The 26,557-nt window shown below is 63.3% G+C and carries 25 protein-coding genes; 13 read left to right on the forward strand and 12 right to left on the reverse strand.

Annotated elements, in window-relative coordinates; translation table 11 throughout:
* Positions 1–163 precede the first annotated feature (163 nt).
* Positions 164–754, forward strand: coding sequence for a cysteine hydrolase family protein (locus tag V1286_RS18615; protein WP_334481573.1), 591 nt, complete (start codon positions 164–166; stop codon positions 752–754).
* Positions 755–835: 81 nt separating this feature from the next.
* Positions 836–1,912 (forward strand): flavodoxin family protein, encoded by a 1,077-nt coding sequence (locus V1286_RS18620; protein WP_334481575.1) that lies wholly within the window; start codon positions 836–838, stop codon positions 1,910–1,912.
* 95 nt (positions 1,913–2,007) lie between these two features.
* On the opposite strand, the gene V1286_RS18625 is transcribed toward V1286_RS18620, so the two are convergent.
* From V1286_RS18625 to V1286_RS18660, 8 genes are all read right to left on the reverse strand, one after another.
* The gene (locus tag V1286_RS18625) at positions 2,008–2,859 is read right to left on the reverse strand and encodes a 3-hydroxybutyryl-CoA dehydrogenase (RefSeq protein ID WP_334481577.1); all 852 of its coding nucleotides are present in this window, start codon (positions 2,857–2,859) and stop codon (positions 2,008–2,010) included.
* A gap of 118 nt (positions 2,860–2,977) precedes the next feature.
* Positions 2,978–3,505: a hypothetical protein gene (locus V1286_RS18630; protein ID WP_334481579.1), complete on the reverse strand. Its 528-nt coding sequence runs from the start codon at positions 3,503–3,505 to the stop codon at positions 2,978–2,980.
* A 50-nt stretch (positions 3,506–3,555) separates the two neighbouring features.
* On the reverse strand, positions 3,556–3,870 hold the full coding sequence (locus V1286_RS18635) for a hypothetical protein (RefSeq protein ID WP_334481580.1): 315 nt from the start codon (positions 3,868–3,870) through the stop codon (positions 3,556–3,558).
* A 226-nt stretch (positions 3,871–4,096) separates the two neighbouring features.
* The gene (locus tag V1286_RS18640) at positions 4,097–5,356 is read right to left on the reverse strand and encodes an IS110 family RNA-guided transposase (protein WP_334481582.1); all 1,260 of its coding nucleotides are present in this window, start codon (positions 5,354–5,356) and stop codon (positions 4,097–4,099) included.
* 311 nt (positions 5,357–5,667) lie between these two features.
* The gene (gene gor / locus V1286_RS18645; RefSeq protein WP_334481583.1) at positions 5,668–7,053 is read right to left on the reverse strand and encodes a glutathione-disulfide reductase; all 1,386 of its coding nucleotides are present in this window, start codon (positions 7,051–7,053) and stop codon (positions 5,668–5,670) included.
* Positions 7,054–7,164: 111 nt separating this feature from the next.
* Positions 7,165–7,704, reverse strand: a complete 540-nt coding sequence (locus V1286_RS18650; protein ID WP_334481585.1) for a DUF2059 domain-containing protein — start codon at positions 7,702–7,704, stop codon at positions 7,165–7,167.
* Positions 7,705–7,728: 24 nt separating this feature from the next.
* Positions 7,729–8,421, reverse strand: coding sequence for a ribose-5-phosphate isomerase RpiA (gene rpiA, locus V1286_RS18655; protein ID WP_334481586.1), 693 nt, complete (start codon positions 8,419–8,421; stop codon positions 7,729–7,731).
* A complete protein-coding gene (locus tag V1286_RS18660; protein WP_334481588.1) occupies positions 8,361–9,401 on the reverse strand; it encodes an SDR family NAD(P)-dependent oxidoreductase in 1,041 nt (346 codons plus the stop codon). The genes rpiA and V1286_RS18660 overlap by 61 nt, the downstream gene beginning before the upstream one ends.
* 29 nt (positions 9,402–9,430) lie before the next feature.
* Between V1286_RS18660 and gph the strand changes: the two genes are divergently transcribed.
* From gph to V1286_RS18685, 5 genes are all read left to right on the forward strand, one after another.
* Positions 9,431–10,111 carry a phosphoglycolate phosphatase gene (gph, locus tag V1286_RS18665; RefSeq protein WP_334481590.1) on the forward strand — a complete coding sequence of 227 codons (681 nt, stop codon included), beginning with the start codon at positions 9,431–9,433 and terminating at the stop codon, positions 10,109–10,111.
* Positions 10,112–10,271: 160 nt separating this feature from the next.
* On the forward strand, positions 10,272–10,715 hold the full coding sequence (locus V1286_RS18670) for a hypothetical protein (protein WP_334481592.1): 444 nt from the start codon (positions 10,272–10,274) through the stop codon (positions 10,713–10,715).
* Between the two features lie 148 nt (positions 10,716–10,863).
* Positions 10,864–11,892, forward strand: coding sequence for a GTP 3',8-cyclase MoaA (moaA, locus tag V1286_RS18675; protein ID WP_417021154.1), 1,029 nt, complete (start codon positions 10,864–10,866; stop codon positions 11,890–11,892).
* Positions 11,893–12,272: 380 nt separating this feature from the next.
* Entirely contained in the window at positions 12,273–12,812 is a 540-nt protein-coding gene (locus V1286_RS18680; protein WP_108513752.1) for a TRAP transporter small permease subunit, read from the forward strand.
* Entirely contained in the window at positions 12,809–14,413 is a 1,605-nt protein-coding gene (locus V1286_RS18685) for a TRAP transporter large permease (RefSeq protein ID WP_334481594.1), read from the forward strand. The genes V1286_RS18680 and V1286_RS18685 overlap by 4 nt, the downstream gene beginning before the upstream one ends.
* Positions 14,414–14,492: 79 nt before the next feature.
* Here V1286_RS18685 and V1286_RS18690 read toward each other — a convergent pair whose 3' ends face one another.
* The 4 genes from V1286_RS18690 to V1286_RS18705 form a co-directional block, all read right to left on the reverse strand.
* Entirely contained in the window at positions 14,493–15,581 is a 1,089-nt protein-coding gene (locus V1286_RS18690; protein ID WP_334481596.1) for a TRAP transporter substrate-binding protein, read from the reverse strand.
* Between the two features lie 165 nt (positions 15,582–15,746).
* A complete protein-coding gene (locus V1286_RS18695) occupies positions 15,747–16,835 on the reverse strand; it encodes a TRAP transporter substrate-binding protein (RefSeq protein ID WP_334481598.1) in 1,089 nt (362 codons plus the stop codon).
* A gap of 182 nt (positions 16,836–17,017) precedes the next feature.
* Positions 17,018–18,163, reverse strand: coding sequence for an Mrp/NBP35 family ATP-binding protein (locus tag V1286_RS18700; protein WP_334481600.1), 1,146 nt, complete (start codon positions 18,161–18,163; stop codon positions 17,018–17,020).
* 301 nt (positions 18,164–18,464) lie between these two features.
* Positions 18,465–18,899, reverse strand: coding sequence for a VOC family protein (locus V1286_RS18705; RefSeq protein ID WP_108513757.1), 435 nt, complete (start codon positions 18,897–18,899; stop codon positions 18,465–18,467).
* A 174-nt stretch (positions 18,900–19,073) separates the two neighbouring features.
* Here V1286_RS18705 and V1286_RS18710 point away from each other — a divergent pair, with 174 nt between their 5' ends.
* The 6 genes from V1286_RS18710 to V1286_RS18735 all read left to right on the forward strand — a co-directional run bounded on the left by V1286_RS18710 (position 19,074) and on the right by V1286_RS18735 (position 26,516).
* Positions 19,074–19,946 carry an NAD(P)-dependent oxidoreductase gene (locus tag V1286_RS18710; RefSeq protein WP_334481603.1) on the forward strand — a complete coding sequence of 291 codons (873 nt, stop codon included), beginning with the start codon at positions 19,074–19,076 and terminating at the stop codon, positions 19,944–19,946.
* Between the two features lie 200 nt (positions 19,947–20,146).
* Entirely contained in the window at positions 20,147–21,745 is a 1,599-nt protein-coding gene (locus V1286_RS18715) for a sensor histidine kinase (RefSeq protein WP_334481604.1), read from the forward strand.
* A gap of 56 nt (positions 21,746–21,801) precedes the next feature.
* Positions 21,802–22,005 (forward strand): DUF1289 domain-containing protein, encoded by a 204-nt coding sequence (locus tag V1286_RS18720; RefSeq protein ID WP_334481606.1) that lies wholly within the window; start codon positions 21,802–21,804, stop codon positions 22,003–22,005.
* Positions 22,006–22,045: 40 nt separating this feature from the next.
* The gene (locus V1286_RS18725) at positions 22,046–22,597 is read left to right on the forward strand and encodes a TIGR02281 family clan AA aspartic protease (RefSeq protein WP_334481608.1); all 552 of its coding nucleotides are present in this window, start codon (positions 22,046–22,048) and stop codon (positions 22,595–22,597) included.
* 186 nt (positions 22,598–22,783) lie between these two features.
* Entirely contained in the window at positions 22,784–26,164 is a 3,381-nt protein-coding gene (locus tag V1286_RS18730; RefSeq protein ID WP_334481610.1) for an adenylate/guanylate cyclase domain-containing protein, read from the forward strand.
* A 157-nt stretch (positions 26,165–26,321) separates the two neighbouring features.
* The gene (locus V1286_RS18735; protein WP_334481612.1) at positions 26,322–26,516 is read left to right on the forward strand and encodes a hypothetical protein; all 195 of its coding nucleotides are present in this window, start codon (positions 26,322–26,324) and stop codon (positions 26,514–26,516) included.
* Positions 26,517–26,557 lie beyond the last annotated feature (41 nt).

Raw genomic sequence — 26,557 nt, forward strand, 5'->3', positions numbered from 1 at the left:
TGGCTGGAGGACAAGCGCGCCGCCAACCGCGATTGATCCGGGGTGGTTCCGGCATGACTGCTATTCGTCCGCCGCAGATTGAGCGCCACGGCGGCCTTGAGACGCCGTTGAAACCAGTTCCTGCTTGTCGAATTAGCCCTTCCAGCAAGGTGAGAGGCCGTTCATGGAAGCCATTCGCGACGCGGCGCATCTGTGCATCGATATGCAGAACATCTTCGCCAAAGGCGGTGTGTGGGAAACGCCCTGGATGGAAAGGGTATTGCCGGTCATCTCGGATCTCTGCGCGCGCTACAGAGAGCGGACGGTATTCACACGCTTCATCACGCCCGAGCGGCCGCAGGACCGGCGCGGTCAATGGCAGACCTATTTCACGAAATGGCAGCGCGCGACACGCAGCAATCTCGCCCCCCGTGCGCTCGACATTGTGCCTGAGCTTGCGCGCTATTCACCGCCGGCGCTCATCGTCGACAAGCCCGCCTATTCGGCGTTCTTCGGCTCGCGGCTCGGTCATTTGCTGGTCGAGCGGCACGTTGGGACGGTGGTGGTGTCGGGCGCGGAGACCGACGTCTGCGTGCTGTCCACCGCGCTCGGCGCGGTCGATCTCGGTTTTCGCGTGGTGATCGTGCAGGACGCCCTGTGCAGCTCCTCGGACACCGGTCACGATGCGCTGATGACCATGTACAGGACCAGGTTTCACGAACAGATCGATCTCGTCAGCGCCGAGGAGCTGGTCGAGATGTGGCATCCGGATTAGCCGCTCTGACGAGCGGTGGGAACTGTGGCTGCTCGTCCGACGTTGACTTTATTGCAGTGGTCGCACGAGAGGATCAAACCTATGGCGGAGCCGGACATTCGCAAGGGAATGCCGGCCGTCAAATTGTCGCGCGAGGAATTCGAAAAGCGCTATCGCAGTCGCTTCGTCGATCCGGCCTTCCGGCCGCTGCAGCGCGAACTCGACGCCATCGTCGCGGCCGCGTGGGATGCCTATAGCCATTCGCGAAAGGCGCCGCACACCCGCAAGGCGGGTCCAGGGTTCAGCGATCCGGACTACGAGATTTCGGTGGACTGGCTCGCTGCGCGCGAGGCCATTCTTGAAGCGCAGCGGCGGCACGACGATGCGGCCACGCAGCCGCGCATACTCATCATCAACGGCTCGGCGCGCAGCGAGCACACCTGCCCCGGCGAGATGTCGAAGAGCTGGCGGCTGGTGAAGATCGCCGAGCCGGTGCTTGCCGGAATGGGATTCGCAGTCGACATCCTTGACCTGTCGCGGCTGACGTCGGAATACGGCCGGCAGATTCATCCCTGCAAGTCCTGCGTCTCCACCGCGATGCCGCTCTGTCACTGGCCCTGCAGTTGCTATCCGAACCACTCGCTGGGCCAGACCGACGACTGGATGAACGAGATCTATCCGCTCTGGGTCGCCGCGCACGGCATCCTGATCGTCGCGCCGGTGAACTGGTATCACGCTCCGACCGCGCTGAAGGCGATGATGGACCGGCTGGTGTGCGCCGACGGCGGCAATCCCGACCCGACGTCGACGCACGGCAAGCACGCCGACCAGGCCAAGGCGCTGGAGCTGAAAGGCTGGCCCTATCCGCGCCATCTGGCCGGGCGGCATTTCGGGCTCGTCGTGCACGGCGACAGCGCAGGCGCGGAGACATTGCGCCGCTCGCTTTCGGACTGGCTGACCGACATGGCGCTGATCTCGGCCGGGCGGACCGGCGAAGCCGACGGCTATGTCGGCTACATGGAGCCCTACGCCACCTCGCACCAGGCGCTCGACGAGGACCGCGAGTTTCAGGAAGAGACGATCAACGTCGCCCGCGCGCTTGGTAATGCGGTGAAGCTCGCGCGCGCGGGGAAATTGGAGAATCCGGCGAAGGGTCTTGCGGAGCCCAAGCCAAAGTAGCTTCGCAGGATGGGTGGAGCGATACCCGTCACCTCTCCGCGCAAGAAATGATGGGTTTCGCTGCGCACACCCATCCTACACGCCGTCCGCGACGTTTACTTCCCGTAACTATAAAACCCCTGCCCGGTCTTGCGGCCGAGATGGCCGGCGGCGACCATTTCCTTCAGCAGCGGCGCCGGGCGATATTTCGGATCGTTGAATCCCTCATAGAAGACTTCCATCACCGACAGCATGGTGTCGAGGCCGATCATATCGGCGAGCGCCAGCGGGCCGATCGGGTGGTTGCAGCCGAGCTTCATGCCGGCATCGAGATCTTCTGCCGTGGCGATGCCTTCCTGAAGCGCAAAGATCGCCTCGTTGATCATCGGGCACAGGATGCGGTTGACCGCAAAGCCCGGGCTGTTCTTCGCCGTGATGGATACCTTGCCGATCCGTTTTGAAAACGCTTCCGCCTTGGCATGGGTATCGTCCGACGTCTGCAAACCACGGATCAACTCCAACAGCGCCATCAGCGGCACCGGATTGAAGAAGTGCAGGCCGATGAAGCGATCCGGCCGGTCGGTCGCGGCGGCGAGCTTGGTAATCGAGATCGAGGAGGTGTTGGTGGCGAGCAGCGCGCGCGGCTGCAGTTTTGCGCAGAGATCCTTCAGGATCTTCACCTTCAAATCTTCGTTTTCGGTCGCAGCCTCGATCACGAGATCGCAGGTGGAGAACTTCGCGGTGTCCGTGCTCGTCGTGATCCGCGCCAGCGCGGCCTGCCGGTCGGCATCGGTCATCTTCTGCTTGTTGACCAGGCGCTCCAGGCTGTTGGACACGACCGACATGCCGCGCGTCAGCGCGGCATCCGAGATGTCGGTCATGACGACGGGAAGACCGGCGGCGGCGCACACCTGCGCGATGCCGTTGCCCATGGTGCCTGCGCCGACGATACCGATTGATTCGATCATGGGGATAACTCCGTTATTGATGCTGGTCGTACCGTTAGCAGAGTGCAGCGTCGATCGGTAGCCCGCAGCAATTAGCCCGCATCATCCGGCAATGCTTGTTTGATGGCGGACTGTACTCCTACACGCTCGGACTCAATGGGGCCGAGCGATCTATGAGACGGCCTTCCGTTTCCGGCTTGCCGGGCACAATAAACAGCCGATACCACTCGAAGTCCTTGCGCACCGAAATTTCGGCATCGGTCAGCTTGCCATCTTCGCCAAGGCTTAGCTGGTCAATGCCGAGATTTTGCGCCGCGGCGTAGATCCCATAATCGCCTGGCTCGATTTCCACGGACAACAACGGCTGGTCATCCACCACGGACATCACGTGAATCTTTCCACCTCTGGACGAAAAGTGTACACATGTAATCCGCTGCCACTCATCGGATGAGGGCGGCTGGCTGGTCGCGACGAGTTCGACCCAATGATCGTTCAGGTCTGCCTCCGTGCCAATCATTCGAAATGTCGGCGTGCCGGCAAAGCCTCTGGAGGACTTCTCTTTACTCCAGTTTGCATCATCGCTGACCGTGGCGGAGGGATCATCGCACACAACGATCTGGTAATGGCTTGCAAACAGCCGTCCGGCGCCAAGCAATCGATCTTCCATGGCTTCACCCAGCAACTGGCGAGCGTGCAGCCCGCATGAAGTGCCCGGTCTCAGGCGGCATTGGGATCGCCGAGCGCGCGATAGAGAACATGCCGAAGTTCAAACTGGTTGCAGCCACGCGACGCGATGTTGCCCCGATTGTCGGGAGCCTCAAGCTCCCACCCTTCCTCGATGTCTGACCAATAAAGCAACTTCCCGTCCAGAACCGCCACGGCAACGACAAATCCTTGAGGCCGGTCGTTCACGCCCACTATGCGCGGATCGATCAACGCGCGTTCGAGTGCTGTTCGATGGTTGCTGTGCAGCGATTGCATATCTGCTGCGAGCCGATTTTTTACCTCGGAAATTTCGAACTCACGCGACATTGGACCTGCCGTTCTGCCAAAGGCGTAGGACCTCCTAGGGCTTGGTCAAGGGGCTTTCGTTCTTTGGGTGACAAGCGTAGCGCCGTGCTCGCCGCCGTCCAGGACGCTTCGCGCCGGCTACGCCGGTGCCGATGGCATCCTGGACAGCGGCTGTGCGCGGCGCTGTTGGGTTCGGCAGGTCGGGACGAAGGAATGGTCGCAAGCGGCCGAACAAAGGAATGAGGCTTTACGGCGTGGCGACGGTCTGAGCACTCCTCTGGTCTGCCTCATACAGGATCCGGTGGGTGAGCGTCGCGCACAGGGCGGAAAGCAAGCGATCAGCCACACCACGCAAAGCACGCGCATGGCCATGGCCGCGCTGCCGCAAGGCGTCGTAGCGTCGCCGAGCGGCTGCGTCGCGCTGGATGGCGACGCGTGACCAGTGATGGACCGCAGTCTGCAGCCGCTTGTTGCAGGCGAGGCGCCGGATCACGAAGCGTTGCTTGCCGCTTTGCCGTGTTACCGGAGCAACCCCTGCCAGAGCACGCAAGGCGTGATAATCTCGTGCCTGCAGCGGTTGCGCTGCTTCGGTGAGCAGTGTGGCGAGAACAATCCTGCCGATTCCCGGCCAGGAGCGCAGGATTGCCACGTCACACTGCTCATGGCTCTGCCCCGACGAGTTCTCCTCATCCTGTGCTGCGAGGCTGTCGCAAAGGCCGTCCAGGGCGGCGCCGGCTTCCTTGATCTGCTGATTGATCAGGTGCATGCGCGCCACAAGACTGCGGATATGGACGCACGCGGCCTCCCTGGTACCTGGTGCGACGAACAAGGCCGCCTTGCGCAAGGTCTGCAGCACGGTGGTGGCGTCGAGACGGCGGATGCGATGCTCCTTGAGGATGCGCGCAATCGCCTTCTCCGATACCTTGGCGGCCGCAGCGGGGGTCGGCACCTTCTGCCACAGCGCCAGGAACCAATCATCTGCGACATCGTCGGTCAGTTCGGCCGCTTGCGGATAATAACGCCATAGCTGCTGGCGCAGGCGATTGGCCAGACGCGTCCGTTCCTGCAGCAGTTCATCCATAAGGCGCGACCACTCGCGCAGTTCGATCACCGTCGGATCGTCGGTGGCAAGCTGCCGGAAGGCTTTCCGATCGGTGCGCAACGAGTCGCCGAGGACAAGAGCGTCACGGCTGTCATCCTTGGCGCCTGCGACCGTGAAGCGATCACGGAAGCGATCGAGTTGCTTGGGATTGATGGCAAAGACCGTAAACCCGTGCTCGAGCAGCATCTCCACCACGGGACCGTGCGGCATCTCGATCGCGACGGCGATCCGCCCCGGCGCGGCCTTGGTCTTCTCAAGCAGCCAGTCTCGCAGCTCCGTCAAGCCGGCTCCGCCATGGACGAACTCCCGCTCGCCCACGCGTCTTCCTTCGGCATCCAACAGGCAAACGCGATGGTTCTGCGTTGCCCAGTCGATCCCGACAAACCAATGCACATCCTCGACCATTGCTCGACCTCCTCGCTTGCGAAGCGGGCCACTGCGATCCCGATCGATCCCTGTACTGGCGCTCTTGGCGCAAACCTCCTAGTGGATCTCGATCGCAGCCGCTCCACCGGGGCGCGGGTCCTACGCAGGTGCTCATGGCACAGATGGGTCAGGCGGCTCCCGGCGGATCGGCCCGTGCGACCAGTCTACATCTCCAGACTAGTGCCGAACGCTCAAAAGGGTACAGGATGGGTGGAGCGCAGCGAAACCCATCATCGTTCTACGCCGCCATTGATGGGCATCGCTTCGCTCCACCCATCCTACGGCCCCGCCTACTCCGCCGCCTGGCGTACATGCCTTGCCGTCGGCGTCCGCATCGTCACCAGCTCTTCCGCCGCTGTCGGATGCAGCGCGATCGTCGCGTCGAAATCGGCTTTCGTCGCTTTCATCTTCACCGCGATTGCAACCGCCTGGACGATTTCAGCCGCCGTGTCGCCGACGATGTGGCAGCCGAGCACGCGGTCCGTCATGCCATCGACCACGAGCTTCATCAGCACGCGGGTGTCGCGGCCGGACATCGTCGCCTTGATCGGGCGGAAATCGGCCTTGTAGATATCGACGTGACTGAATTGCGCCCGGGCCTCGGCTTCGGTCAGGCCGACGGTGCCGACCTCGGGCTGCGAGAATACAGCCGTCGGGATAGTCGCGTGATCGACCTGGACGGGACGCTTGCCGAACACGGTGTCGGCGAAGGCATGGCCCTCGCGGATCGCCACCGGCGTCAAATTGAGACGATGGGTGACGTCGCCGATCGCATAGATGTTGTCGACCGAGGTTTTGGACCATTCATCGACGGCGATGCCACCATTCGCCGGATTGATGGCGACGCCGGCCTTCTCGAGCCCGAGATTGGCGACGTTCGGGTGCCGGCCGATGGCGAACATCACCTTGTCGGACGCAATGCTCGAACCGCTCGACAAATGGGTCGTCAATTCGTTGCCGTGCCTGTCCACTTTATCGATGGTGCAGCCGGTGATGATGGTGATGCCCTGCTTCTCCATTTCGGCGCGCACGTGCTTGCGGACATCCTCGTCGAAACCGCGCAAAATGTTGTCGCCGCGATAGATCACGGTCACGTCGGAACCGTAGCCGGCAAAAATGCCGGCGAATTCCAGCGCGATATAGCCGCCGCCCTGGATCACGATACGCTTCGGCAATTCGGTGAGATGAAACGCCTCGTTCGAGGAGATGACGTGCTCGATGCCGGGGATTTCCCGCCCGTGGTTGGGCGCGCCGCCGGTCGCGATCAGGATGTATTTCGCAGTGACCTTCTCGCCGGTCATCAGCTGCAGCGTGTGGGCGTCTTCGAGCACCGCGCGGGTCTTTGCGATGCGCGCGCCTGATTTCTCAACATTGGCGGCGTAGGCGGCTTCCAGCCGGGCAATCTCCTTGTCCTTGTTGGCGACCAGCGTCGGCCAGTCGAAGGAGACGTCCGATATGGTCCAGCCGAAACCGGCGGCGTCCGCGATCTCGTGGCGGACGTGCGAGCCGAGCACGAACAGCTTTTTCGGCACGCAACCGCGGATCACGCAGGTGCCGCCCATCCGATATTCTTCGGCGACCATGACCTTGGCGCCATGGTTGGCTGCGATGCGGGCGGCGCGAACGCCGCCCGAACCACCGCCGATGACGAACAGATCGACGTCGAACTCAGCCATCTCAACCCCGCCCGAAGTCGCCTCTGGTTTCTCTTTTTGTTTGACGCGTTTTCTTTACGCGAACCGGAAGTCCACCCTCGGATCAAGTCCGAGGGCATGCTTCGCTAAAGATCAGATTTCCTTGCCGCGCTTCTTCATCTCGGCGCGGAACTGGCCGTTGATGGTTTCGGCAAATTGCTGCGCCCACTGGTTCATGTAGGACATGCTGAACTGGATGGCACGGGGCTCGCTCGAGAGCAGCTTCTGGCCGAGCGGCGACTTGTAGAAGGTGACGAGGTCCTTCAGCTCCTGCTCGGTGAACTCGTTGGCGTAGACCTGCGCCATGCCCTCGCCGATTTCCTTCTCGCGGCCGGCGAGAGTCTTGGCAACGATCACGGCGACCTCGTTGAGGTCCTTCTGATAGTTCAGATTGCTCTGCATCAGCACGTTCTTGGTCTGCTCGACGAGATTGGGAACGGCGTTGGCATACATCGCGCTCGCGTTCTTCATCGCCAGGATTTCCTTGGCGGCGGCGAGCGCCGCCGGCGAGCCGGGCTTGAGTGGCGCCGTCGCGGCGGGTGCATTTTTCTGCTGCGCGTCGGCCGGAACGGCGGTCAGGGCCAGTCCGACTGCGAGGCCGGCCGCCGACAAAATCCGTGAAAGGCTCTTCATTCCAATTCTCCTCGATTACCGGCGTTACCGCCGCTCAACTACGCGAATTCCCTGGGCACCTGCCAGGACGGCGGTGCTGGCCAGGCCAATGAACAACCCGTGTTCGACGACACCCGGGATCAGGCTCAAGAGGCCCGCCAGACGCGGCGCATCCGTGATGCGCCCGAGATGGGCATCGACAATCCAGTGGCCGCCATCGGTGACAAAAAAGTGGCCGTCCTTGCCCTTGCGGAGCCCCATTTGCCCGGAAACGCCGCTTTGAGCAAATGCCGTGGCCATGGCCCGCTGGGTTGCGGCCAGCCCGAACGGAATTACCTCCACAGGTAGGGGGAAACGGCCGAGAACATCGACCCATTTGGTATCGTCGGCAATCACGATCATGCGATCGGAGGCCGCCGCCACGATCTTCTCCCGCAACAGCGCGCCGCCGCCGCCCTTGATCAGGTTCAGCGCGCCATCGAGTTCGTCGGCGCCGTCGACGGTGAGATCGAGCCGGTCGACTTCATCGAGCGTCGTCAGCGGAATATTGCACGCTTCGGCCTGGGCGCGGGTCGCTTCCGATGTCGGTACGCCCACCACGCGTAACCCGCCGGCAACCCTCTGGCCGAGCAGGTCGACGAAATGCCTGGCGGTCGAGCCGGTGCCGAGCCCGAGCTTCATGCCGTCCTGCACGTGCTCCAGCGCCTGTGCCGCCGCCTGCCGTTTAAGTCCATCCATATCCACGTGCCGAATGCCTTCCGAAATCCGCCGTTCCGCGGGCGCATGTCTAGCGTCGTTTTGCCGGCAGGAACAGCGTCATGAGGGCCCGACACGCCCGGGATTATTGGGCCGGCACCCTTGTCCAGTGCGGCCAAAATGGCCGCGAAACGGGGCTCGACCTCGGCACGCATGCCGGGATGGGTGAAAATGTAGAGTTCATCGTCCCGAATCGCGCTGAGCACGCGCGCGGCGACCGCCGCAGGCTCGAGCCCCGCCCCATTCTGCCTTGCAATCTCGGCCACCATCGCCGCCGCCGGACTGGCGGGATCGAGCGGTTGCGGCTGGCCGTAACGCTCTGGCCGGTTGCGCCCGCTCTCGCCGATGCCGGTGCGCACAAAGTGTGGACATAACACGCTTACGCCGATCCCGTGCGGCCTGAGCTGCAGGGCAAGGCCTTCCGACATGTTGACGACCGCAAACTTGCTCGCCGCATAGGGGCTAAATCCCAACCCACCCTGCATCCCCGCCATCGATGCGGTGTTGACGATATGGCCGCCTTCGCCATGGGCGCGGATATGCGGCAGGAAGCTTTTGATGCCGTGAAGCACGCCCATCAGGTTGACGTCGATGACCCATCGCCAATTATCCAGCGAGATGTGGTCGATGCCGCCGCCCGCAGCGACGCCCGCATTGTTGCACACGACATGGACACGCCCGAACGCATCGAATGTGGCCCGCGCCGCGCGCTCGACGCTTTCCGCGTCGGCCACATCGCAGATGGTACCGCTGATGTTGGGGGAGATTTCCTGCAGGCTTTTGACGGCGGCCTGCAGGGCATCCGTCTCGATATCCGCCAGCATCACCTTCATGCCGGATTGAGCAAACGCCCGGCCGAGCGCAAGTCCGATGCCTGCGGCTCCGCCGGTCACAAAGGCCGTCTTGCCGGCGAACTCTCGCATGGCGGTTCCTCCTGTGGATTTGAACTTCCGTACTTGCATGATGCTTTGCCTGCCGCTAGCGAATTCCCATGACCCTTCCCCGCATTGTTGTCTTCGACCTCGACGGCACCCTCGTCGACACCGCACCCGACCTGATCGCCGCGCTCAATTTCGCGCTCGACCGCGAGGGCGTGCCGCCGGTGCCGCTGAAATCGGCGCGCAACATGATCGGCGCCGGCGCCCGCAAGCTGATCGAGCGCGGGCTCGAACTGGAAGGCCGCATGATGAGCGTTGCGGACGTCGATCGCCTCATGAAGGATTTCATCGACTATTACGCCGCCCATATTGCCGATGCCTCGCGGCCGTTCGAGGGGCTGGAAGCCGCCCTCGATGAGCTTGCGGCACAGGGCTGCCGCTTCGCGGTGTGCACCAACAAGCTGGAATGGCTGTCGAAGCTGCTGCTCGACCAATTGGGGCTCAGCGGACGATTTTCTGCCATCTGCGGCGCCGACACGTTCGGCGTCTCGAAGCCCGACCCCATCATCCTGCAGCAGACGGTGGCACGGGCGGGCGGCGACATGGCTGCGACCATCATGGTCGGCGACGCCGGCCCCGACGTCGGCGTGGCGAGGCGGGCCGGCATTCCCGTGATCGGCGTCGAATTCGGCTACACCGACGTGCCGATCGCCGAACTGAAGCCCGATCGGCTGATCGGCCATATGCGCGAGCTGCCGGCGGCGGTGGAAAGCCTCAGCAAAGTTCCATCCTGATCATAACCATATGATTTATCTATCATATTTAAATCGCTAATATTTGACGTTAACCATCCCTTAACGATTTTGCCCTGATTGGTTGTAGCTTTGTTCTTGCGCTCCTATGGTTCGCCATTGGGGATTGTGGCGGATTGCCGCAAGTTCAGAGTGATCAATCATGCGTCGTGTCATCGCGATTGCCCTCACCGGAGCGAGCCTCGCCGGCTGCTCGTCGCTTTCTCTCGATTCCTTCAAGCCGGCGCCGCCGCTGGTGAAGGTTGCGCTGGAATCGGCGCCACCGGGAGCGGATGCCACGACCTCGCTCGGGCCGGCCTGCAAAACCCCCTGCTCGATCGACGTGCCCGCCCCCGACGCCGGCTTCTCCGTCACCTTTGCCGGCCCCAAGTTCCAGCCGGTCACGATTCCGGTCCAGGTGATACGCAATCCCGGCGATTTTGCCTCGCCGCCGACGACCATCATCGAGCCCAGCCCGGTGTTCGCGGAACTCAGGCCCGCCGCGCCGCCGCCGAAGGCGCGCAAGCCGATGCGGCCGAAGAAGCCGAAGCCGCCCAAGGCTGCCGCGGCGCCGAACCCGGCCCCCGCGCAGCCCGCGGCCCGCTGAATCCCGACGGCCCCCCTGCACCTCGCACTGCACCCGCAAGCTTGCTGATTGTAGGCGCCTTGTTGTAGGCGCCTTGCAACGTGCCTAGATTATGCTAGCGAGCCAACACGTGAAGACCTCGGTACAAGGCAGTTGCAAGGCAGCTTGAATGAGCGGATCCCCGTTACCCGATCAGTTGTTCCAGCCGATGGTCGATCCGTTCGGCCGGACCATCCGGTATCTGCGCGTGTCGGTGACCGATCGCTGCGATCTGCGCTGCTTCTATTGCATGTCCGAGGACATGACCTTCCTGCCGAAAGCCGATCTCCTGACGCTGGAAGAACTCGACCGGCTGTGCTCGGCCTTCATCGCCAAGGGCGTGCGCAAGATCCGCCTCACCGGCGGCGAGCCGCTGGTCCGGCGCAACGTGATGTCGCTGGTGCGCTCGCTGTCGCGGCATCTTTCAAGCGGCGCGCTCGATGAATTGACGTTGTCCACCAACGCTTCGCAACTGGCGCGCTTCGCCGGCGAATTGCGCGACTGCGGCGTTCGCCGCGTCAACGTCTCGCTCGACACGCTCGATGCGCATAAATTCCGCGCCATCACGCGCTGGGGCGATCTCGACAAGGTTCTGGCCGGCATCGAAGCCGCGCGCGACGCAGGCCTTGCGGTCAAGATCAACGCAGTGGCGCTGAAGAACATGAACGAGGAAGAAATCCCCGCGCTGATGGAATGGGCGCACGGCAAGGGCATGGCGCTGACGCTGATCGAAGTGATGCCGATGGGCGACATCGGCGAAGGCCGGATCGATCAGTACGTACCGCTGTCGCTCCTGCGCGCCCGCCTCGCCAAGCACTACACGCTGACCGACCTCGACGACGATACCGGCGGCCCCGCCCGCTATGTCCGCGTTGCCGAAACCGGCGGCAAGCTCGGCTTCATCACGCCGATGACCCATAATTTCTGCGAGTCCTGTAACCGGGTACGGATCACCTGCACCGGCACGCTGCATACCTGCCTCGGCCACGAAGATGCCTCCGATTTACGCAAACCGCTGCGCGCCTCCGCCGACAATGATTTGCTGTCGGCCGCCATCGACCGCGCGATCGGGCTGAAGCCGAAGGGCCACGACTTCATCATCGACCGCCGGCATAACCGCCCGAGCGTCTCGCGCCACATGAGCGTGACCGGCGGCTGATTACCGCCCGTAAATTTACCACCCTCCTCAACGCGGATTCATCAGGCCAACCAACGAATTGGTCCCCGCGTCAATTTGTCCATTTTCCGATTGACGCCGCCGCAGCGCGCTGAAATGGTGCGGCTGCTTCACGCCAGCACGGCCGGAACAGGCCGCTGCATCCCTTGGGTTGCAGTCAAGACGGCGGTAGCGCGAGACGGGGGAGGATTTATCGTTGCAATCGCATCTGCGAATGAGCTGCGGGCCTGCGCGTTTTAAGCGCGGGAGCGGCCTTGCGCGTTTGGTGCATGGCGGCAGCTCCAGGCGGCCGGCGCGAGATGGCAACGCAATATCAATGAAGACATCCGGCACGCGTCGATGACGCGTCCGAGGAGAGCGTAATGAGCCCATTGTTGGCACTGAGTAATTCTATCGATTGGCTCAATGAGAAACTAGGCGGCGTCTGCAACTGGCTCGTGCTCGCAGCCTGCGTGGTGAGCGCGGCCAATGCGATGATCCGCTACGCGTTCGGCTACAGCTCCAACGCCTGGCTCGAACTGCAGTGGTACATGTTCGCCCTGTTCATAATGTTCGGCGCCTCCTACACGTTCAAGAAGAACGAGCATGTTCGCGTGGAACTTCTCTATCTGATGCTGTCCGAGCGCGGCCAGCTCTGGCTCGACCTGATCGGCACGCTGTGCTTCCTGATCCCGTCCTGCCTGCTGCTCAGCTATCTATCCTGGCCATTCTTCCTTCAGGCCTATGAGGTCGGCGAGACGTCGAGCAATGCCGGCGGCCTGCTGCGCTGGCCGATCAAGCTCGTCGTTCCCGTAGGCTTCGTTTTCCTGGCGCTGCAAGGCGTTTCCGAGGTGATCAAGCGCATCGCTGCACTGAAGGGTTATGTCGTGATCGATGCGAAATACGAGAGGCCGACCCAATGATCACGCTGGAGATGATGCCGCCGCTGATGTTCGGCGGCTTGATTCTGGCCATGCTGATCGGTTTTCCGGTGGCCTTCACGCTGGCCGCGCTCGGGCTGTCCTTCGGCTTCCTGTCGATCTATCTCGGCTACTTCGACATGAACTTCCTGCAGGCGATTCCCGGACGCATCTTCGGCGGTGTGCTTTCCAACGAATTGCTGCTCGCGATTCCCTTCTTCACCTTCATGGGTTCCGTCCTCGAACGGTGCGGCCTCGCTGAAGACATGCTGGATTCGATGGGCCAGTTGTTCGGCCCGGTCCGCGGCGGTCTCGGCTATTCCGTCATCATCGTTGGCTTCATCCTTGGCGCGATCACCGGCACGGTGGCGGCGCAAGTCATTGCCATGGCGCTGATCTCGATGCCGGTGATGCTCCGCTATGGTTACAACGTGCGCTACATCACCGGCGTGCTGGCTGCATCCGGCACCATCACCCAGCTGGTGCCGCCCTCGCTGGTGCTGATCGTGATGGCCGACCAGCTCGGCAAATCGGTCGGCGACATGTATCTCGGCGCCTGGGGCCCCTCGGTGCTCCAGATCGCCCTGTTCGCCGGCTACACGTTCATGCTCGGACTGATCAAGCCCGGTCACGTGCCGGCGGTGCCCAGGGAAGCGCGAACGCTGACAGGCTGGCCGCTCTGGCGCAAATGCCTGATGGGCATCATTCCGTCGGCCGTGCTGATCTTCGTGGTGCTGGGCACCATGATGCTGGGTCTGGCGACGCCGACCGAAGCCGGCGCGATGGGCGCCATCGGCGCGATCATTCTCGCCGCAATCCATCACAAGGACCTGAGCAACAAGGGCCAAAAGATGCTGATCGTCGGCATCGTCGCAGCCGGCATCGGCGCGATCATCGGAGTTCTCCTCGGCAAGGGGCTCGCGTTCAAGCTAACCTTCGCGGTGGTCTATCTCGCCATCGTATGGCTTTGTCTCGAAGCCGTCCGCATTCCTGACCTGCGCGACCTGATCAAGCAGGGCTACTCGACGACCATGCGCCTCTCCACCATGGTGGTCTTCATCCTGATCGGCTCGACCTGCTTCTCGGTGGTGTTCCTCGGCGTCTCCGGCGGCGTCTGGCTCGAGCACCACCTGACCTCGATTCCGGGCGGCGTCTGGGGTTTTCTGATCTTCATCAACCTCTTCATCTTCTTCCTGGCGTTCTTCCTCGACTTCTTCGAGATTGCCTTCATCATCCTGCCCATGGTTGCGCCGATCGCGCAGAAGATTCTGACACCAGTCGTCGGCCCGGATGCCGCCCTGATCTGGTTCGGCGTCATGCTCTGCGTCAACATGCAGACGTCGTTCCTGCATCCCCCCTTCGGCTTCGCGCTGTTCTACCTGCGCGGCGTCGCGCCCAAGGAGGTCAAGAGCTCCGATATCTATTGGGGTGCAGTGCCCTGGATCGGCCTGCAGGCGGTCATGGTGGCGATCGTGATCGCCTTCCCTGTCGTGGTTACCGCCCTGCTCGACAAGCCGCTCGACGTCGATCTCAGCAAGGTCAGGATCGAGGTGCCGCAGATCGAACTGCCACCGATGCTGGATTTCGGCGGGCCGAAACAATAGCGGCCTTCGCTTCTCCCAAGAAGAAACCCCGGAGCTTTCGCTCCGGGGTTTTTTGTTTGTCGAACCTGCTACGACGCGATCAGCTCTGCGGATTGCGCGCCATGAAGCTGTCGTAACCGAGCTCTGCGACCTGGAACCACTGGTATCCGTTGCCCGTGAAACCATTCAGCGACTCCAAGACCTTCTTGAAGTTCGGATTGGTCGCCGCCGTTTCGGCGTATACTTCCTTGGTGGCCTTGAGGCAGGCCTGCATGATCGCCGGCGAGTAGGCGTGCAGCTTGGTGCCGCCGGCGAGTAATTTCTTCAGCGCCAGCGGATTACCCTGATCGTATTTGGCCATCATCCAGCTATTGGCGGACTGGCCCGCCTGCTCGATAGCGCTTCGATAGTACTTCGGCAGCGAATTCCACTTATCCAGGTTGACGAGCCCGAGCAGCATCGGGCCGCCTTCCCACCATCCGGGATAATAATAATGCGGCGCGACCTTGTTGAAGCCGAGCTTCTCATCGTCATAGGGGCCTACCCATTCCGCGGCGTCGATCGTGCCTTTTTCCAGCGCGGGGTAGATGTCGCCGGCGGCAAGCTGCTGCGGCACGACGCCCAGTTTCTGCATGACGCGGCCGGCGAGGCCGCCGATGCGCATCTTGAGCCCCTTCAGGTCGTCGACGGTGTTGATCTCCTTGCGGAACCAGCCACCCATTTGGCAGCCCGTGTTGCCCGCCAGAAACGACGTGACGTTGTAGCTCTTGTAGAACTCGTTGAGCAGGTCCCTGCCGCCGCCCAGCATGTACCAGGCCTGGTTGAGACGCTGGTTCGGGCCGAATGGCACGGCCGTACCAAAAGCAAAAGTCGGATCCTTGCCGAAGTAGTAGTAGGACGCGGTATGCCCCATCTCGACGGTGCCGTTTTGGACGGCGTCCAGAACCTGCAGCCCCGGCACGATTTCGCCGCTCGAAAAGGCCTGAATTTGGAACCTGTTGTCGGTGGCTTCGGCAACGAGCTTCGTCATCAACTCGACACCGCCCCATAGCGTATCGAGCGATTTCGGCCAGCTCGCGGTCAAACGCCATTTGAGCTCCGGCATCGACTGCGCGATGGCAGGAGCCGCCAGCGTTGCGGCGCCGGCCGCGCCAATGCCTGTAACTTTAAGAAAATCTCTTCTTTTCATTGAATCCATCCCTGTTGGTGAGCGTGTCGTGGCCCTCTTGGCGAGGCCTTCACAGCCAGCATGGAACAATCGGTTCCCGATTTCCATCCCGAACTATACGGGCAAAACGAAAAAAGCCCGGCCTCCTTGCGAAGGCCGGGCTGCTTTCTACGACTTAAGACGTAATCAGCCGCGGGTGCGCGAGCGGATCATGAAGCTGTCGTAGGTGTATTCGGCAACCTGCCACCACAGATACTGGTCGGAGCGGTAGGCCTGCATCGCGTCGATCGACTTCTTGAAGTCGGCGTTCTTGCCCGAGAGCTCAGCCCACAACTCGTTGGTGGCCTTCAGACTGGCTTCCAGCACTTCGTTGGTGAAGGGACGTAGCTGCGTGCCGCCGGCGACCAGACGCTTCAGCGCGGAGGGGTTCTGCATGTCGTAACGTGCATTCATCCAGGTGTTGGCGTGGGCCATGGCATTGGTGAGAATCGCCTGGTAGTTCTTCGGCAACGAATTCCACTTCTCGAGATTGCAGAACGCGTGGACCATCGGACCGCCTTCCCAGAAGCCCGGGTAGTAGTAGTACTTGGCGACCTTCGCGAAGCCGAGCTTTTCGTCATCGTAGGGACCAACCCACTCGGCCGCGTCAATGGTGCCCTTTTCGAGCGCCGGATATATCTCGCCGGCGGCGAGCTGCTGCGGCACCACGCCGACCTTCTGAAAGACCTGTCCGGCGATCCCGCCGATGCGCATCTTGAGGCCCGAGAGATCAGCAACCGTCTTGATCTCCTTGCGGAACCAGCCGCCCATCTGCGCGCCGGTATTGCCGCAGGCGAAGCCGATCACGCCGAACTTCTTGAAGAACTCGTTGCCGAGCGCCTCACCGCCGCCCTGGTACCACCAGGAATTCTGCTGGCGCGCATTGAGGCCGAACGGGACCGAGGCATAGATCGCAAAGGTCGGGTCCTTGCCGACATAGTAGTACGAGACGGTATGACACATCTCGACGGTGTTGTTCGACGTCGCGTCCAGCGCCTGCAGGCCGGGGACGATTTCGCCGGCCGCGAACACCTGGATCTGAAACTTGTTGTCGGTCATCTCGGCGACGAACTTCGCCACCTGCTCAGCGCCGCCATAGATGGTGTCGAGCGACTTCGGAAAGCTCGACGTCAGGCGCCATTTGATCTCAGGCGATGATTGCGCGATCGCCGGCGAGGCAACGGCTGTCGCGGCAGCACCGGCCGCTGAAACCTTCAAAAAATCACGACGCTTCATTCAAGTCTCCTTAAGACGGGTCGTTTCCCATATTCCTCGAGCTGTCCTCCGGCGGGCGAATTCCACGTCATCCGGGGCGCTCTGGCGGGGGCGGCTTTAACACGGAAGTTCGCTATCGAAAACGCGACAAAGGCATGACTGCACTGATTAAACCAAAGTCTTAGGGACGACGGATAAGGGCTTCAGGCCGCGGCGATAGCGCCCTGAAGCTGGTCGCGAACCCTGGTCCCGATCGCCCGGTAAATCGCGGCATGCGGGCCGTCCGGTTCGCTCGCCACCACCGGGTTACCGTCATCGGAGGTGGTCCGGATCGACATGTGCAGCGGGATCTCGCCCAGGAACGGGACGCCCAGCCGTTCCGCTTCATGCCGCGCGCCGCCATGACCGAAAATGTCCGAGCGCGTGCCGCATTCGGGGCACTGGAAGTAGCTCATGTTCTCGACGATGCCGAGCACCGGCACGTTGACCTTCCTGAACATCGCGAGCCCTCTGCGCGCGTCGATCAGCGAGAGATCCTGCGGGGTCGAGATGATCACCGCTCCCTTCAGCGGCACATTCTGCGCCAGCGTCAATTGCGCATCGCCGGTGCCGGGCGGCATGTCGACGACCAGAATATCGAGCGTACCCCACGCCACGTCGCGCAGCATCTGGGTGATCGCCGACATCACCATCGGCCCGCGCCAGATCATCGCGGTGTTTTCCTCGACCAGAAAACCGATCGACATGATGGAAAGCCCGAAACGCTGGATCGGAATCATCTTCCTGTTGTCATCGAGTTGCGGCTTCTCATTGATGCCGGTCAGCCGCGGCACCGATGGGCCGTAAATGTCGGCGTCGAGCAGGCCGACGCGCAGGCCCAGGTCGCGCAGACCCAGCGCCAGGTTGAGCGCGGTGGTCGACTTTCCGACGCCGCCCTTGCCCGAGGCCACCGCGATAACCGCGGCAACGCCCGGTATCTCCGCCTGTTTCGACATCGGCGACGCCGCGCCTTGCGGCGGGCGATGCGCGGCGACCGGTTGCACGCCGGGAGAATGTGAATGCGCATGGCGATGCGGCGCAGGTGCTGCAGATGGCGAGCCGGGCTTGCGCTCGGCCGTCAGCGCGATCATCGCCGCGGTGACGCCGGGAATCGCGCGCACGGCGGCCTCGGCCTGCGCGCGCACGCTTTCCCAGACGCGGGCCTCCGCGGCGTCGACGTTGATGGAGAAGAACACCTTGCCGTCGGTGACCGAGATCGCCGACAGCACGTTGGCATTGGTCAAGGGCACGCCGCGCGGCGACACCACTCCGCCAAGGGAATCGAGAACCTGTTGCTGCGTAACGCTCACTCGCGCATCTCCTGAAGCCCTTTCGGTCCTGAGTGAGAACCGGGCTCTACTCTCTTGTATCGACGCGCTTTTTCTTGACGCGACCCGACCCGCCTTGGAGCACATCCGAAAAGTGGGCCTCGTTCCAAAACGCCAGAGCGCGATGATATTTCTTCGAAACATCATCCCGCTCTATCTCTTTGATTTGAGCATGATCTCCGCGCAAACGCGTTCCGCGTTTGTCGCGAGGGAAAACCGGTCCCCACTTTTCCGGATCATGCTCTAGTCCGATGCGACCCATAGAGCGGTTCAGCGCAAAAGGCTACCTCGCTCCCACATCATCCCGCCGCTCGGCAGGGGCTGCGGCCGTCTCCTTGGCGGCCTCATAGTTCAGTTCGATCATGACGCCGTTGGGGTCATTGACGAAGATCTGCCAGAGGTCACCGCCCGGCACCTGCCGGGAGTCATATGCCATGCCCTTCGCTTCCAGCCGCCGCTTCATGCCGTCGAAGCCGTAGCTGGCAAACGCGACATGGTGGACGACGCCGGAATCCGGCTTCTGCGGTTCCTCGGTCCTGGAGATATCGACGAGGTGCACCACCGCCTTGCCCTCGCTGTACATCCACGCCCCGGGGAAAGCAAAGTTCGGCCGGGCGCCCTTTTCCAGGCCCAGAATGTCCTCATAGAACCGGACCGTATCGGCAAGGTTGCGGGTCCGGATATTGAAATGGTCGAGCACGCCCACGCTGACGCCCATGCGATGTCACTCCCTTTTTTGTGAAGTTCTTGAGACCGCTATCCTAGCACAAATCCGGCCCCGCCCGCCAAACGAAGGCGTTGCCCTGCCCTGCGCAGCTTGTATGGTGCGGCTCCCTCAAGAACACCCGTCCGGCCAGCCCAATGTCGCCGGCAAAACTTCAAGGTAACACACATGGCTAAAGTCGCTTTTCTCGGTCTCGGCGTCATGGGTTTCCCCATGGCAGGACATCTGGTGAAAAAAGGCGGCCACGAGGTGACCGTGTACAACCGGACCGGCGCCAAGGCTGCGGAATGGGCGGACAAATTCGGCGGGCGCACGGCGCCGACGCCGAGGGCCGCGGCCGATGGCCAGGATTTCGTGATGTGCTGCGTCGGCAACGACAATGACCTGCGTGCGGTCACGATCGGTACCGACGGCGCCTTCGCCGGCATGAAAAAGGGTGCTGTCTTCGTCGACCACACCACCGCCTCCGCCGAGGTTGCCCGCGAGCTCGACGCCGCCGCCACCAAGGCCGGCTTCAAGTTCATCGACGCGCCGGTATCCGGCGGCCAGGCCGGTGCGGAAAACGGCGTGCTGACGGTGATGTGCGGCGGCAAGGAAGATGCCTATGCCGCGGCCGAGCCGATCATCGCCGGCTCCTACGCCAGGATGTGCAAACTTCTCGGGCCCGCCGGCGCCGGCCAGCTCACCAAGATGGTCAACCAGATCTGCATCGCGGGTCTGGTCCAGGGCCTGTCCGAGGGCCTTCATTTCGCAAAGAAGTCGGGGCTCGACGTTGCGGCCGTGGTCGAGACCATCTCCAAGGGCGCGGCGCAGTCGTGGCAGATGGAGAACCGCTACAAAGCGATGAACGAGGGCAAGTTCGATTTCGGCTTTGCGGTCGAATGGATGCGCAAGGACCTCTCGATCTGCATCGCCGAGGCCCGCCGCAACGGCGCCAACCTGCCGGTGACCGCTTTGGTCGATCAGTTCTACGCTGAGGTCGAGAAGATGGGCGGCAAGCGCTGGGATACGTCGAGCCTGATGGCCCGGCTGGAGCGGTGAGTTAAAAAAGCCGGTTAAGATCCGATATCAGGCCCCGCTTCTTGTCCCCTCAGAAGCGGGGTTCCACATGGGGAACAGGTTAATTTTAACTTCCCGTTAACGGAAATTTTTAGCTCTTTAAGTCATCGCTTAATGATTTAGGGCCACAGATAGACAATGCAAAAAGCCCGCGCGTTCGCGGGCAGGATTTGTGTTGTTTGATGAGTAACCCCGCAGAAAAGCCCGAGGTCGTGCAGCTTCCGGCAGAAGCGCCGGTGGCACCGCCGGTCAACACCCGGCGCGTGGCGGCGCAGCGGGTGCGCGAGGCGCGGGATCGGTTAACGTCATCAAGCGGCACCCGCCCGGCCTTCGATACCGAATTGCTCCGGCAATACGCCCAGACCCGGGTATCGGCCTCCTTTGTCGTCATGCTGCTGGTGGTTGCGACCGGCGTGCTGTTCGGCCTCTGGAAGGCCGTCGTGCCGGCCGCGGTCTGGACCGTCGGCATGCTCTGCATCCATGCCGCCATTATCCGCAATTGCTGGCGCTTCCTCGGCGAGCAGCCCTCGCTCGCCGCCACGCGCAGGTGGCAAACCCGGTTCGTGCTGCTCGACCTGCTCTACGGCCTGAGCTGGACGGCGATCCTGCTGCATCCGGCCGGCCTCGACGTCGTCTCGAACACGATGATGATGTTCCTGATGCTGCTGGTGATCGCGGTGTCGAGCATGCTGGCGGCAACGCTCCCCATCGCGGCGATGGCCGCGACCGCGCCGGTGACGGCGGCGATCGCGCTCAATTTCATCATGGGCGGAACCTTCGACAATTACGCGCTCGCGCTGCTTGCGGTCGCCGCCGAAGCCTATTTTGCCCTGCTCGCCCATCAGCTCCATTCGACGACGCTGGCGACCCTGGAAGCGCGCGCCGAAAAGGACGCGCTGATCGGCGAACTCGAACAGGCCAAGGCGATCTCGGACGAAGCGCGGCACCGCGCCGAATCCGCCAACGTCGCCAAGTCGCGCTTTCTGGCCCAGATGAGCCACGAGTTGCGCACGCCGCTGAACGCGATCCTCGGCTTCTCCGAAGTGATGAAGAGCGAAATCTTTGGCGCGCATACGGTGGCGGTGTACAAGGAATATTCCGCCGACATCCATAATTCGGGCGTTCACCTGCTCAATCTCATCAACGAGATTCTCGATCTGTCACGGATCGAGGCCGGCCGCTATGAGCTGAACGAGGAAGCGGTGTCGCTGGTGCACGTCGTTGCCGACTGCCACCATCTGTTGAAGCTGCGCGCGACCAGCCGCGGCATCACCATCCACGAGGTGTTCGAGCACGGCATGCCCCGGATCTGGGGCGACGAACGCGCCACGCGCCAGGTCGTGCTCAATTTGTTGTCCAATTCGATCAAGTTCACCCCGCAGGGGGGCGATATCTGGCTCAAGGTCGGCTGGACCGCTTCCGGCGGGCAATATCTCAGCGTCAAGGACACCGGCTCCGGCATTGCCGAGGATGAGATTCCGGTCGTGCTGGCCTCGTTCGGCCAGGGCTCCAACTCGATCAAATCGGCCGAACAGGGCGCGGGGCTGGGCCTTCCGATCGCAAAGAGCCTGATCGACATGCATGGCGGTACCTTCACGCTGAAATCGAAGCTGCGCATCGGCACCGAAGTCATCGTCACCTTCCCGCCGGAGCGCGTGATGAGTGCGCTGGCGCCGATGGCCGAGGAGGCCCCGCCCCTGCAGCCCGATCCCACCTTCACAGCCGACGACAAACGGCGGACGCGTCACAAACCGATCATGAGTGCAGGAACCGGCTTGTAACCGGGTTGTAGCTGGAGCGCTTGCGCAAGTGACGCAAACCATTTCACTATCGATAAATGAGCAAAGAAACGCCGTGTATCGCAGTCTGTATGATGGACCCCAAAACCAAACTCTGCTTCGGCTGCGGACGAACGCTGCCGGAGATCGCGCGCTGGCACCGCATGGAGAGCGCGGAGCGATTAGCCGTGATGGAAGGGCTTGCGACGCGCATGGCGGAAGCCGGCCTCGTGCAGATGCCGCCGCGCCCCGAGCGCGGCTGATTCCAGGACGAATCTTGGGACCAACCGGCGGAGGCGCGCTGTGATCCGTGTCATGCTCGTTCTGGCGATGCTCGCCGCCACCGCCGGCGCCGTCGTCGCCTATGGCGATCCGAACCAGATCGCGCGCGCCAGCAACTCGGTCACGAAGATGCTGCGGCAACGCAGCCTGGAGCCGGCGCCCGCCGTGCAGATCGCGCGCGGCAAGGCCGGCGAATTCGCGCTGCATGCCAAGATCAACGGCGTCAAGGCGCCGATGGTGATCGACACCGGCGCGACGTCGGTGGTGCTGACCTGGGAGACGGCGAAGGCGATCGGCCTGCCGATCGAGATGCTCGAATACAATGTCGACGTCGAAACTGCCGGCGGTCACACCAAGGCGGCGCGGCTGACGCTCGATCGCCTTGCGGTAGGTCAGCTCGTCGAGAAATCAGTTCCGGCGCTGGTGGTGCCGCGCGGGCAGATGAAGACCAACCTGCTCGGCATGAGCTTTCTCGATCGCCTGGAAAGCTGGGGCGTGCAGGCCGACAAGGTGATGCTGCACGGCTATCCCGACGTTGCAGGCAGGAGCAAGCGCCGCGCGGCGGCGAACTAGGGCGCGCACTTATACGTTGATGATGTCCGCTTAGCATCCAAGAAGCGACGCAGGCATGCCGATTCAACGCGATCGGCCAGAAGCTGCTCTTCCCTTGCAATCAGCTCGTGGTGTTTCCCGGTGCGGTCCCGGCCATTCTGCAGTAGGCTTAAGCACCTGGTGCTCTGAGTGAGCCGGGAGGCGCCCATGGACGTCGCGGCTTGGCTGTGTGGTCTGGGGCTGGGACAGTACGAACAGGCGTTCCGGGAGAACGACATCGACGCCGAGGTCCTCATGGACCTTACGGCTGAGGATCTGATCGGGCTCGGCGTCGCCTCGATCGGCCATCGCCGCAAACTGCTCGCCGCCATTGCCGCCCTGCGCGCCAGCTCAATTTCGGCGACCACCCCTGCCGCAGCCGCACGCGACACTGTCCCCGGAAAGACTCCCGAGGCGGAGCGTCGCCAGCTCACCGTGATGTTTGTGGATCTGGTCGACTCGACCGCGCTCGCGGCGCGGCTCGATCCGGAGGAAATGGCCGAAGTCCTGCGGAGCTACCAGAGCGCAGTGGCGGGCGCGATCGCGCGATTCGAAGGGCACGTGGCGAAGTACATGGGAGATGGTGTGCTGGCCTATTTCGGCTATCCCCGCGCCCACGAGAATGAGGCCGAGCGCGCGGTGCGGGCCGGGCTCGCCGCGGCCGCGGCGGTGCGCCGCCTGGGGTCGGCGCATGGCGAGGCGCTGGCGGCCCGTGTCGGCATCGCGACCGGCCCGGTGGTTGTCGGCGAATTGATCGGCGAAGGTGCCGCGCGCGAGCAGACGGTGGTCGGCGACACGCCGAACCTCGCGGCGCGGCTGCAAACCTTGGCCGAGCCGGGCACGGTGGTGATCTCCGCCCGCACCCGGGAGCTCATTGGCGGGCTGTTCGAGCTCGCCGAGCTCGGCATGCAGATCTTGAAGGGATTTCCCGTTCCGGTGCGGCCGTGGCGCGTGGTTGGGGAGGGCAGCGCCGAGAGCCGGTTCGAGGCGTTGCACGGCGCCGGCCTAACGCCGCTGGTCGGTCGCGAGAATGAGATCGGCCTGCTGCTCGAGCACTGGGAGCGAGCCAAGGAGGGTGAGGGCCAGGTGGTGCTGCTGGCGGGCGAGCCTGGCATCGGCAAGTCGCGCCTCGTGCGGGCGCTGCGCGGGCGACTTGAGGATGAGCCGCATACCGCCCTGAGCCACTACTGCTCACCGCACCATCAGACCAGCCCGCTTTATCCGGTGATCGGGCTTTTGGAGCGGGCGGCGGGCTTCGCCGCGGACGATCCTGCCGCAACGAGGCTCGACAAGCTCGAGGCGCTGCTTGCGCTCTCGAGCGATGATGTCACTGCGGTGGCCCCGCTGCTCGCGGCATTGCTGTCGCTCGAGACGGCTGCGCGCTACGGGCCGCTCGACATGAGCCCGCATCGGCAGAAGGAGCGGACGCTCGAGGAACTGGTCAATCAGGTGCTGGGCCTCGCGACGCGCCGGCCCGTCCTCGCCCTGTACGAGGACGTGCACTGGGCCGACCCGACCTCGCTCGAGCTGCTCGATCTCCTGGTCGACCGGGTGCAAGGCGCCCCCGTGCTCGTTCTCATCACCTTCCGGCCCGAGTTCGAGCCGCCCTGGACGCGCCATGCCCATGTCGCCGCGCTAACCCTCAGCCGGTTGAGCCGCCGGCAGGGTGCGGCCATGGTCACGCGGCTGAGCGGCGGCAAAGCACTGCCACCTCCGGTGCTCGACCAGATCGTCGCCAAGACGGACGGCGTGCCCCTGTTCGTCGAGGAGCTGACGCGCACCGTGCTGGAGGCCAATCTGCTCCGCGATGAGGGCGACCACTACGCGCTCGCGGGGCCGCTGCCGCCGATGGCGATCCCCACCACGCTGCAGGAGTCGCTGCTGGCGCGGCTCGATCGGCTGGCCCCGGCCCGGGAGGTCGCCCAGGTGGCGGCCGCGATTGGCCGGGAATTCTCGCACGAACTGCTGGCGATGACCGCGGCGCTGCCGGAGAGCGACCTGCAGGCGGCGTTGGACGACCTCGTCGGCTCGGGCCTGGTGTTCCGCCGCGGGACGCCGCCTCAGGCGACCTACAGCTTCAAGCATGCGCTCGTGCAGGACGCCGCCTATGCGACCCTGGTGCGCGCCAAGCGGCAACGCTTGCACGCCCGGATCGCCGCCGCGATCGAGCAGCATTTTCCGGAGACCGTGCAGGCGCAGCCCGAGCTTCTGGCCCACCATTACATGGAGGCGGGGCTGGTCGAACCGGCGATCGACTATTGGCTGAGGGCGGGACAAACAGAGATCGCGCGCTCGGCCACCGCAGAGGCGATCACGCAACTGAGCAAAGGGCTCGAGCTGATCGCTGCTCTCCCCGACGACGCCACACGATCGCGGCGGGAGCTCGAACTGCAAGTCGCACTCGGTGTCGCCCTGATGGCTGCGAAGGGCTGGGCCGCACCGGAGGTCGGGCGGGCCAACGCACGGGCCCGAGACTTGTGCGAGCGCCTCGGCGATACGTCGCGGCTCTTCCCTGTTCTCTACGGGGAGTGGGTTTTTCACGTCGTGAGGGCGGAGCTCGAGGCCGGTCGAACTGCAGGCGAGGATTTACTCCGCCGGGCCCAGGAACAGAACGATGCCGCCGCCGAAACCATCGGCAACCGCATCGTCGGAACCGCTGAGTTGCTTCGCGGCGAGTTAGTGGCTGCTCGCGGCCATCTGGAGCGGACGCTCGCTCTCTACGATCCGGCCGCCCATCGGTCGCTTGCCTTCCTGTTCGCGCAGGATCCAAGCGTGGCGGGACTGTCCGTTCTGTCCTGGGGACTGTTCGCCCTCGGCTATCCCGAACAGGCCCAGGCGAGGAGCGAAGAGGCACTGACAGACGCGAAGGCGTTGTCCCACCGCAACACCCTCGGCTATGCCCTGCTTTACGGCTGCATCCTGTCGCAGCTCCGCCAGGACCACGACGAGGCCCGAGATCGGGCGAATGCGCTGATCGCGCTTGCAGCCGAGCAGGACTCCCCACACTTCCTCGGAGCCGGCATCGTCGTTCGCGGCTGGACGCTGGGCGAGGCTGGGGATTTTGGGGCTGGTATCGCGCAGATCCGAGAGGGACTTGCGATGTGGCAGGCCACCGGAGCGGGCTTCCTGGTCCCCTATTTCCGAAGCCTGCTTGCTGAGCTCCACGGCCGGTCCGGCGCAGTGAACGAGGGCTTGGATCTTGTTGGCGAAGCGCTGGACCGAGCGGAAGAAACCGGCGAGCGGTGGTTCGAGGCCGAACTCCATCGGATGATGGGCGAGCTGATGCTGCGGCTTCCGAAGGCCGATCCGACCGCCATGGAGGCACGGTTCGGGCATGCGGCTGCGGCCGCGCGCCAGCAAGGCGCCAAGCTGTGGGAGTTGCGCGCGGCGACAAGCCTTGCACGACTTTGGACACAACAGGGTCGACGCGGCGAGGCTCACGACCTGCTCGCCCCGCTCCATCGCCAGTTCACTGAGGGCTTTGAGACACCAGATCTGCAGGCTGCCAGCGCAATACTTCGAGAGACCACTGTCGCCAGCCACAAGTGATCCCGACTTGTGGCGTTGCGAAACGGCGATTGTGCGACACATCGAGAATGGCTCTGCTAAGCTCCTCCCCTGCTTAGCGGGAGTCGCCGCCGCTCCGCTCTATCCCCATTTTGGCTGTGGGGACGAGCACGTCCTCGTGTGCCATCGGAGATGGGCCATGACGATGAGAACCTTTTGCACGTTTGCCGCCGCTATCTTTGCACTGATCGCGCTGCTGCAGTTGATCCGGATTGTGATGGGTTGGTCCGTCACCTTGAATGGCGTCGCTGTGCCGTTCTGGGCGAGCTGGATTGCCGTCGCCGTGGCGGCTGCATTGAGCTTCGTGGGCTTCCGGGCCACGATGCGCAGCTAACGTCGCCATTGCGACGCGATCCCAGGTCTCGCATCTCACTG

The sequence above is a fragment of the Bradyrhizobium algeriense genome (assembly GCF_036924595.1).
Lineage (GTDB): Bacteria > Pseudomonadota > Alphaproteobacteria > Rhizobiales > Xanthobacteraceae > Bradyrhizobium > Bradyrhizobium algeriense.

What these genes read in the sequence shown, in the direction of transcription:
- V1286_RS18615 (WP_334481573.1), top strand. Translation starts at nt 164, where the DNA reads ATGGAAGCCATTCGCGACGCGGCGCATCTGTGCATCGATATGCAGAAC.
- V1286_RS18620 (WP_334481575.1), top strand. Translation starts at nt 836, where the DNA reads ATGGCGGAGCCGGACATTCGCAAGGGAATGCCGGCCGTCAAATTGTCG.
- V1286_RS18625 (WP_334481577.1), bottom strand. Translation starts at nt 2,859, where the DNA reads ATGATCGAATCAATCGGTATCGTCGGCGCAGGCACCATGGGCAACGGC.
- V1286_RS18630 (WP_334481579.1), bottom strand. Translation starts at nt 3,505, where the DNA reads ATGGAAGATCGATTGCTTGGCGCCGGACGGCTGTTTGCAAGCCATTAC.
- V1286_RS18635 (WP_334481580.1), bottom strand. Translation starts at nt 3,870, where the DNA reads ATGTCGCGTGAGTTCGAAATTTCCGAGGTAAAAAATCGGCTCGCAGCA.
- V1286_RS18640 (WP_334481582.1), bottom strand. Translation starts at nt 5,356, where the DNA reads ATGGTCGAGGATGTGCATTGGTTTGTCGGGATCGACTGGGCAACGCAG.
- gor (WP_334481583.1), bottom strand. Translation starts at nt 7,053, where the DNA reads ATGGCTGAGTTCGACGTCGATCTGTTCGTCATCGGCGGTGGTTCGGGC.
- V1286_RS18650 (WP_334481585.1), bottom strand. Translation starts at nt 7,704, where the DNA reads ATGAAGAGCCTTTCACGGATTTTGTCGGCGGCCGGCCTCGCAGTCGGA.
- rpiA (WP_334481586.1), bottom strand. Translation starts at nt 8,421, where the DNA reads ATGGATGGACTTAAACGGCAGGCGGCGGCACAGGCGCTGGAGCACGTG.
- V1286_RS18660 (WP_334481588.1), bottom strand. Translation starts at nt 9,401, where the DNA reads ATGCAAGTACGGAAGTTCAAATCCACAGGAGGAACCGCCATGCGAGAG.
- gph (WP_334481590.1), top strand. Translation starts at nt 9,431, where the DNA reads ATGACCCTTCCCCGCATTGTTGTCTTCGACCTCGACGGCACCCTCGTC.
- V1286_RS18670 (WP_334481592.1), top strand. Translation starts at nt 10,272, where the DNA reads ATGCGTCGTGTCATCGCGATTGCCCTCACCGGAGCGAGCCTCGCCGGC.
- moaA (WP_417021154.1), top strand. Translation starts at nt 10,864, where the DNA reads ATGAGCGGATCCCCGTTACCCGATCAGTTGTTCCAGCCGATGGTCGAT.
- V1286_RS18680 (WP_108513752.1), top strand. Translation starts at nt 12,273, where the DNA reads ATGAGCCCATTGTTGGCACTGAGTAATTCTATCGATTGGCTCAATGAG.
- V1286_RS18685 (WP_334481594.1), top strand. Translation starts at nt 12,809, where the DNA reads ATGATCACGCTGGAGATGATGCCGCCGCTGATGTTCGGCGGCTTGATT.
- V1286_RS18690 (WP_334481596.1), bottom strand. Translation starts at nt 15,581, where the DNA reads ATGAAAAGAAGAGATTTTCTTAAAGTTACAGGCATTGGCGCGGCCGGC.
- V1286_RS18695 (WP_334481598.1), bottom strand. Translation starts at nt 16,835, where the DNA reads ATGAAGCGTCGTGATTTTTTGAAGGTTTCAGCGGCCGGTGCTGCCGCG.
- V1286_RS18705 (WP_108513757.1), bottom strand. Translation starts at nt 18,899, where the DNA reads ATGGGCGTCAGCGTGGGCGTGCTCGACCATTTCAATATCCGGACCCGC.
- V1286_RS18710 (WP_334481603.1), top strand. Translation starts at nt 19,074, where the DNA reads ATGGCTAAAGTCGCTTTTCTCGGTCTCGGCGTCATGGGTTTCCCCATG.
- V1286_RS18715 (WP_334481604.1), top strand. Translation starts at nt 20,147, where the DNA reads ATGAGTAACCCCGCAGAAAAGCCCGAGGTCGTGCAGCTTCCGGCAGAA.
- V1286_RS18720 (WP_334481606.1), top strand. Translation starts at nt 21,802, where the DNA reads ATGAGCAAAGAAACGCCGTGTATCGCAGTCTGTATGATGGACCCCAAA.
- V1286_RS18730 (WP_334481610.1), top strand. Translation starts at nt 22,784, where the DNA reads ATGGACGTCGCGGCTTGGCTGTGTGGTCTGGGGCTGGGACAGTACGAA.
- V1286_RS18735 (WP_334481612.1), top strand. Translation starts at nt 26,322, where the DNA reads ATGACGATGAGAACCTTTTGCACGTTTGCCGCCGCTATCTTTGCACTG.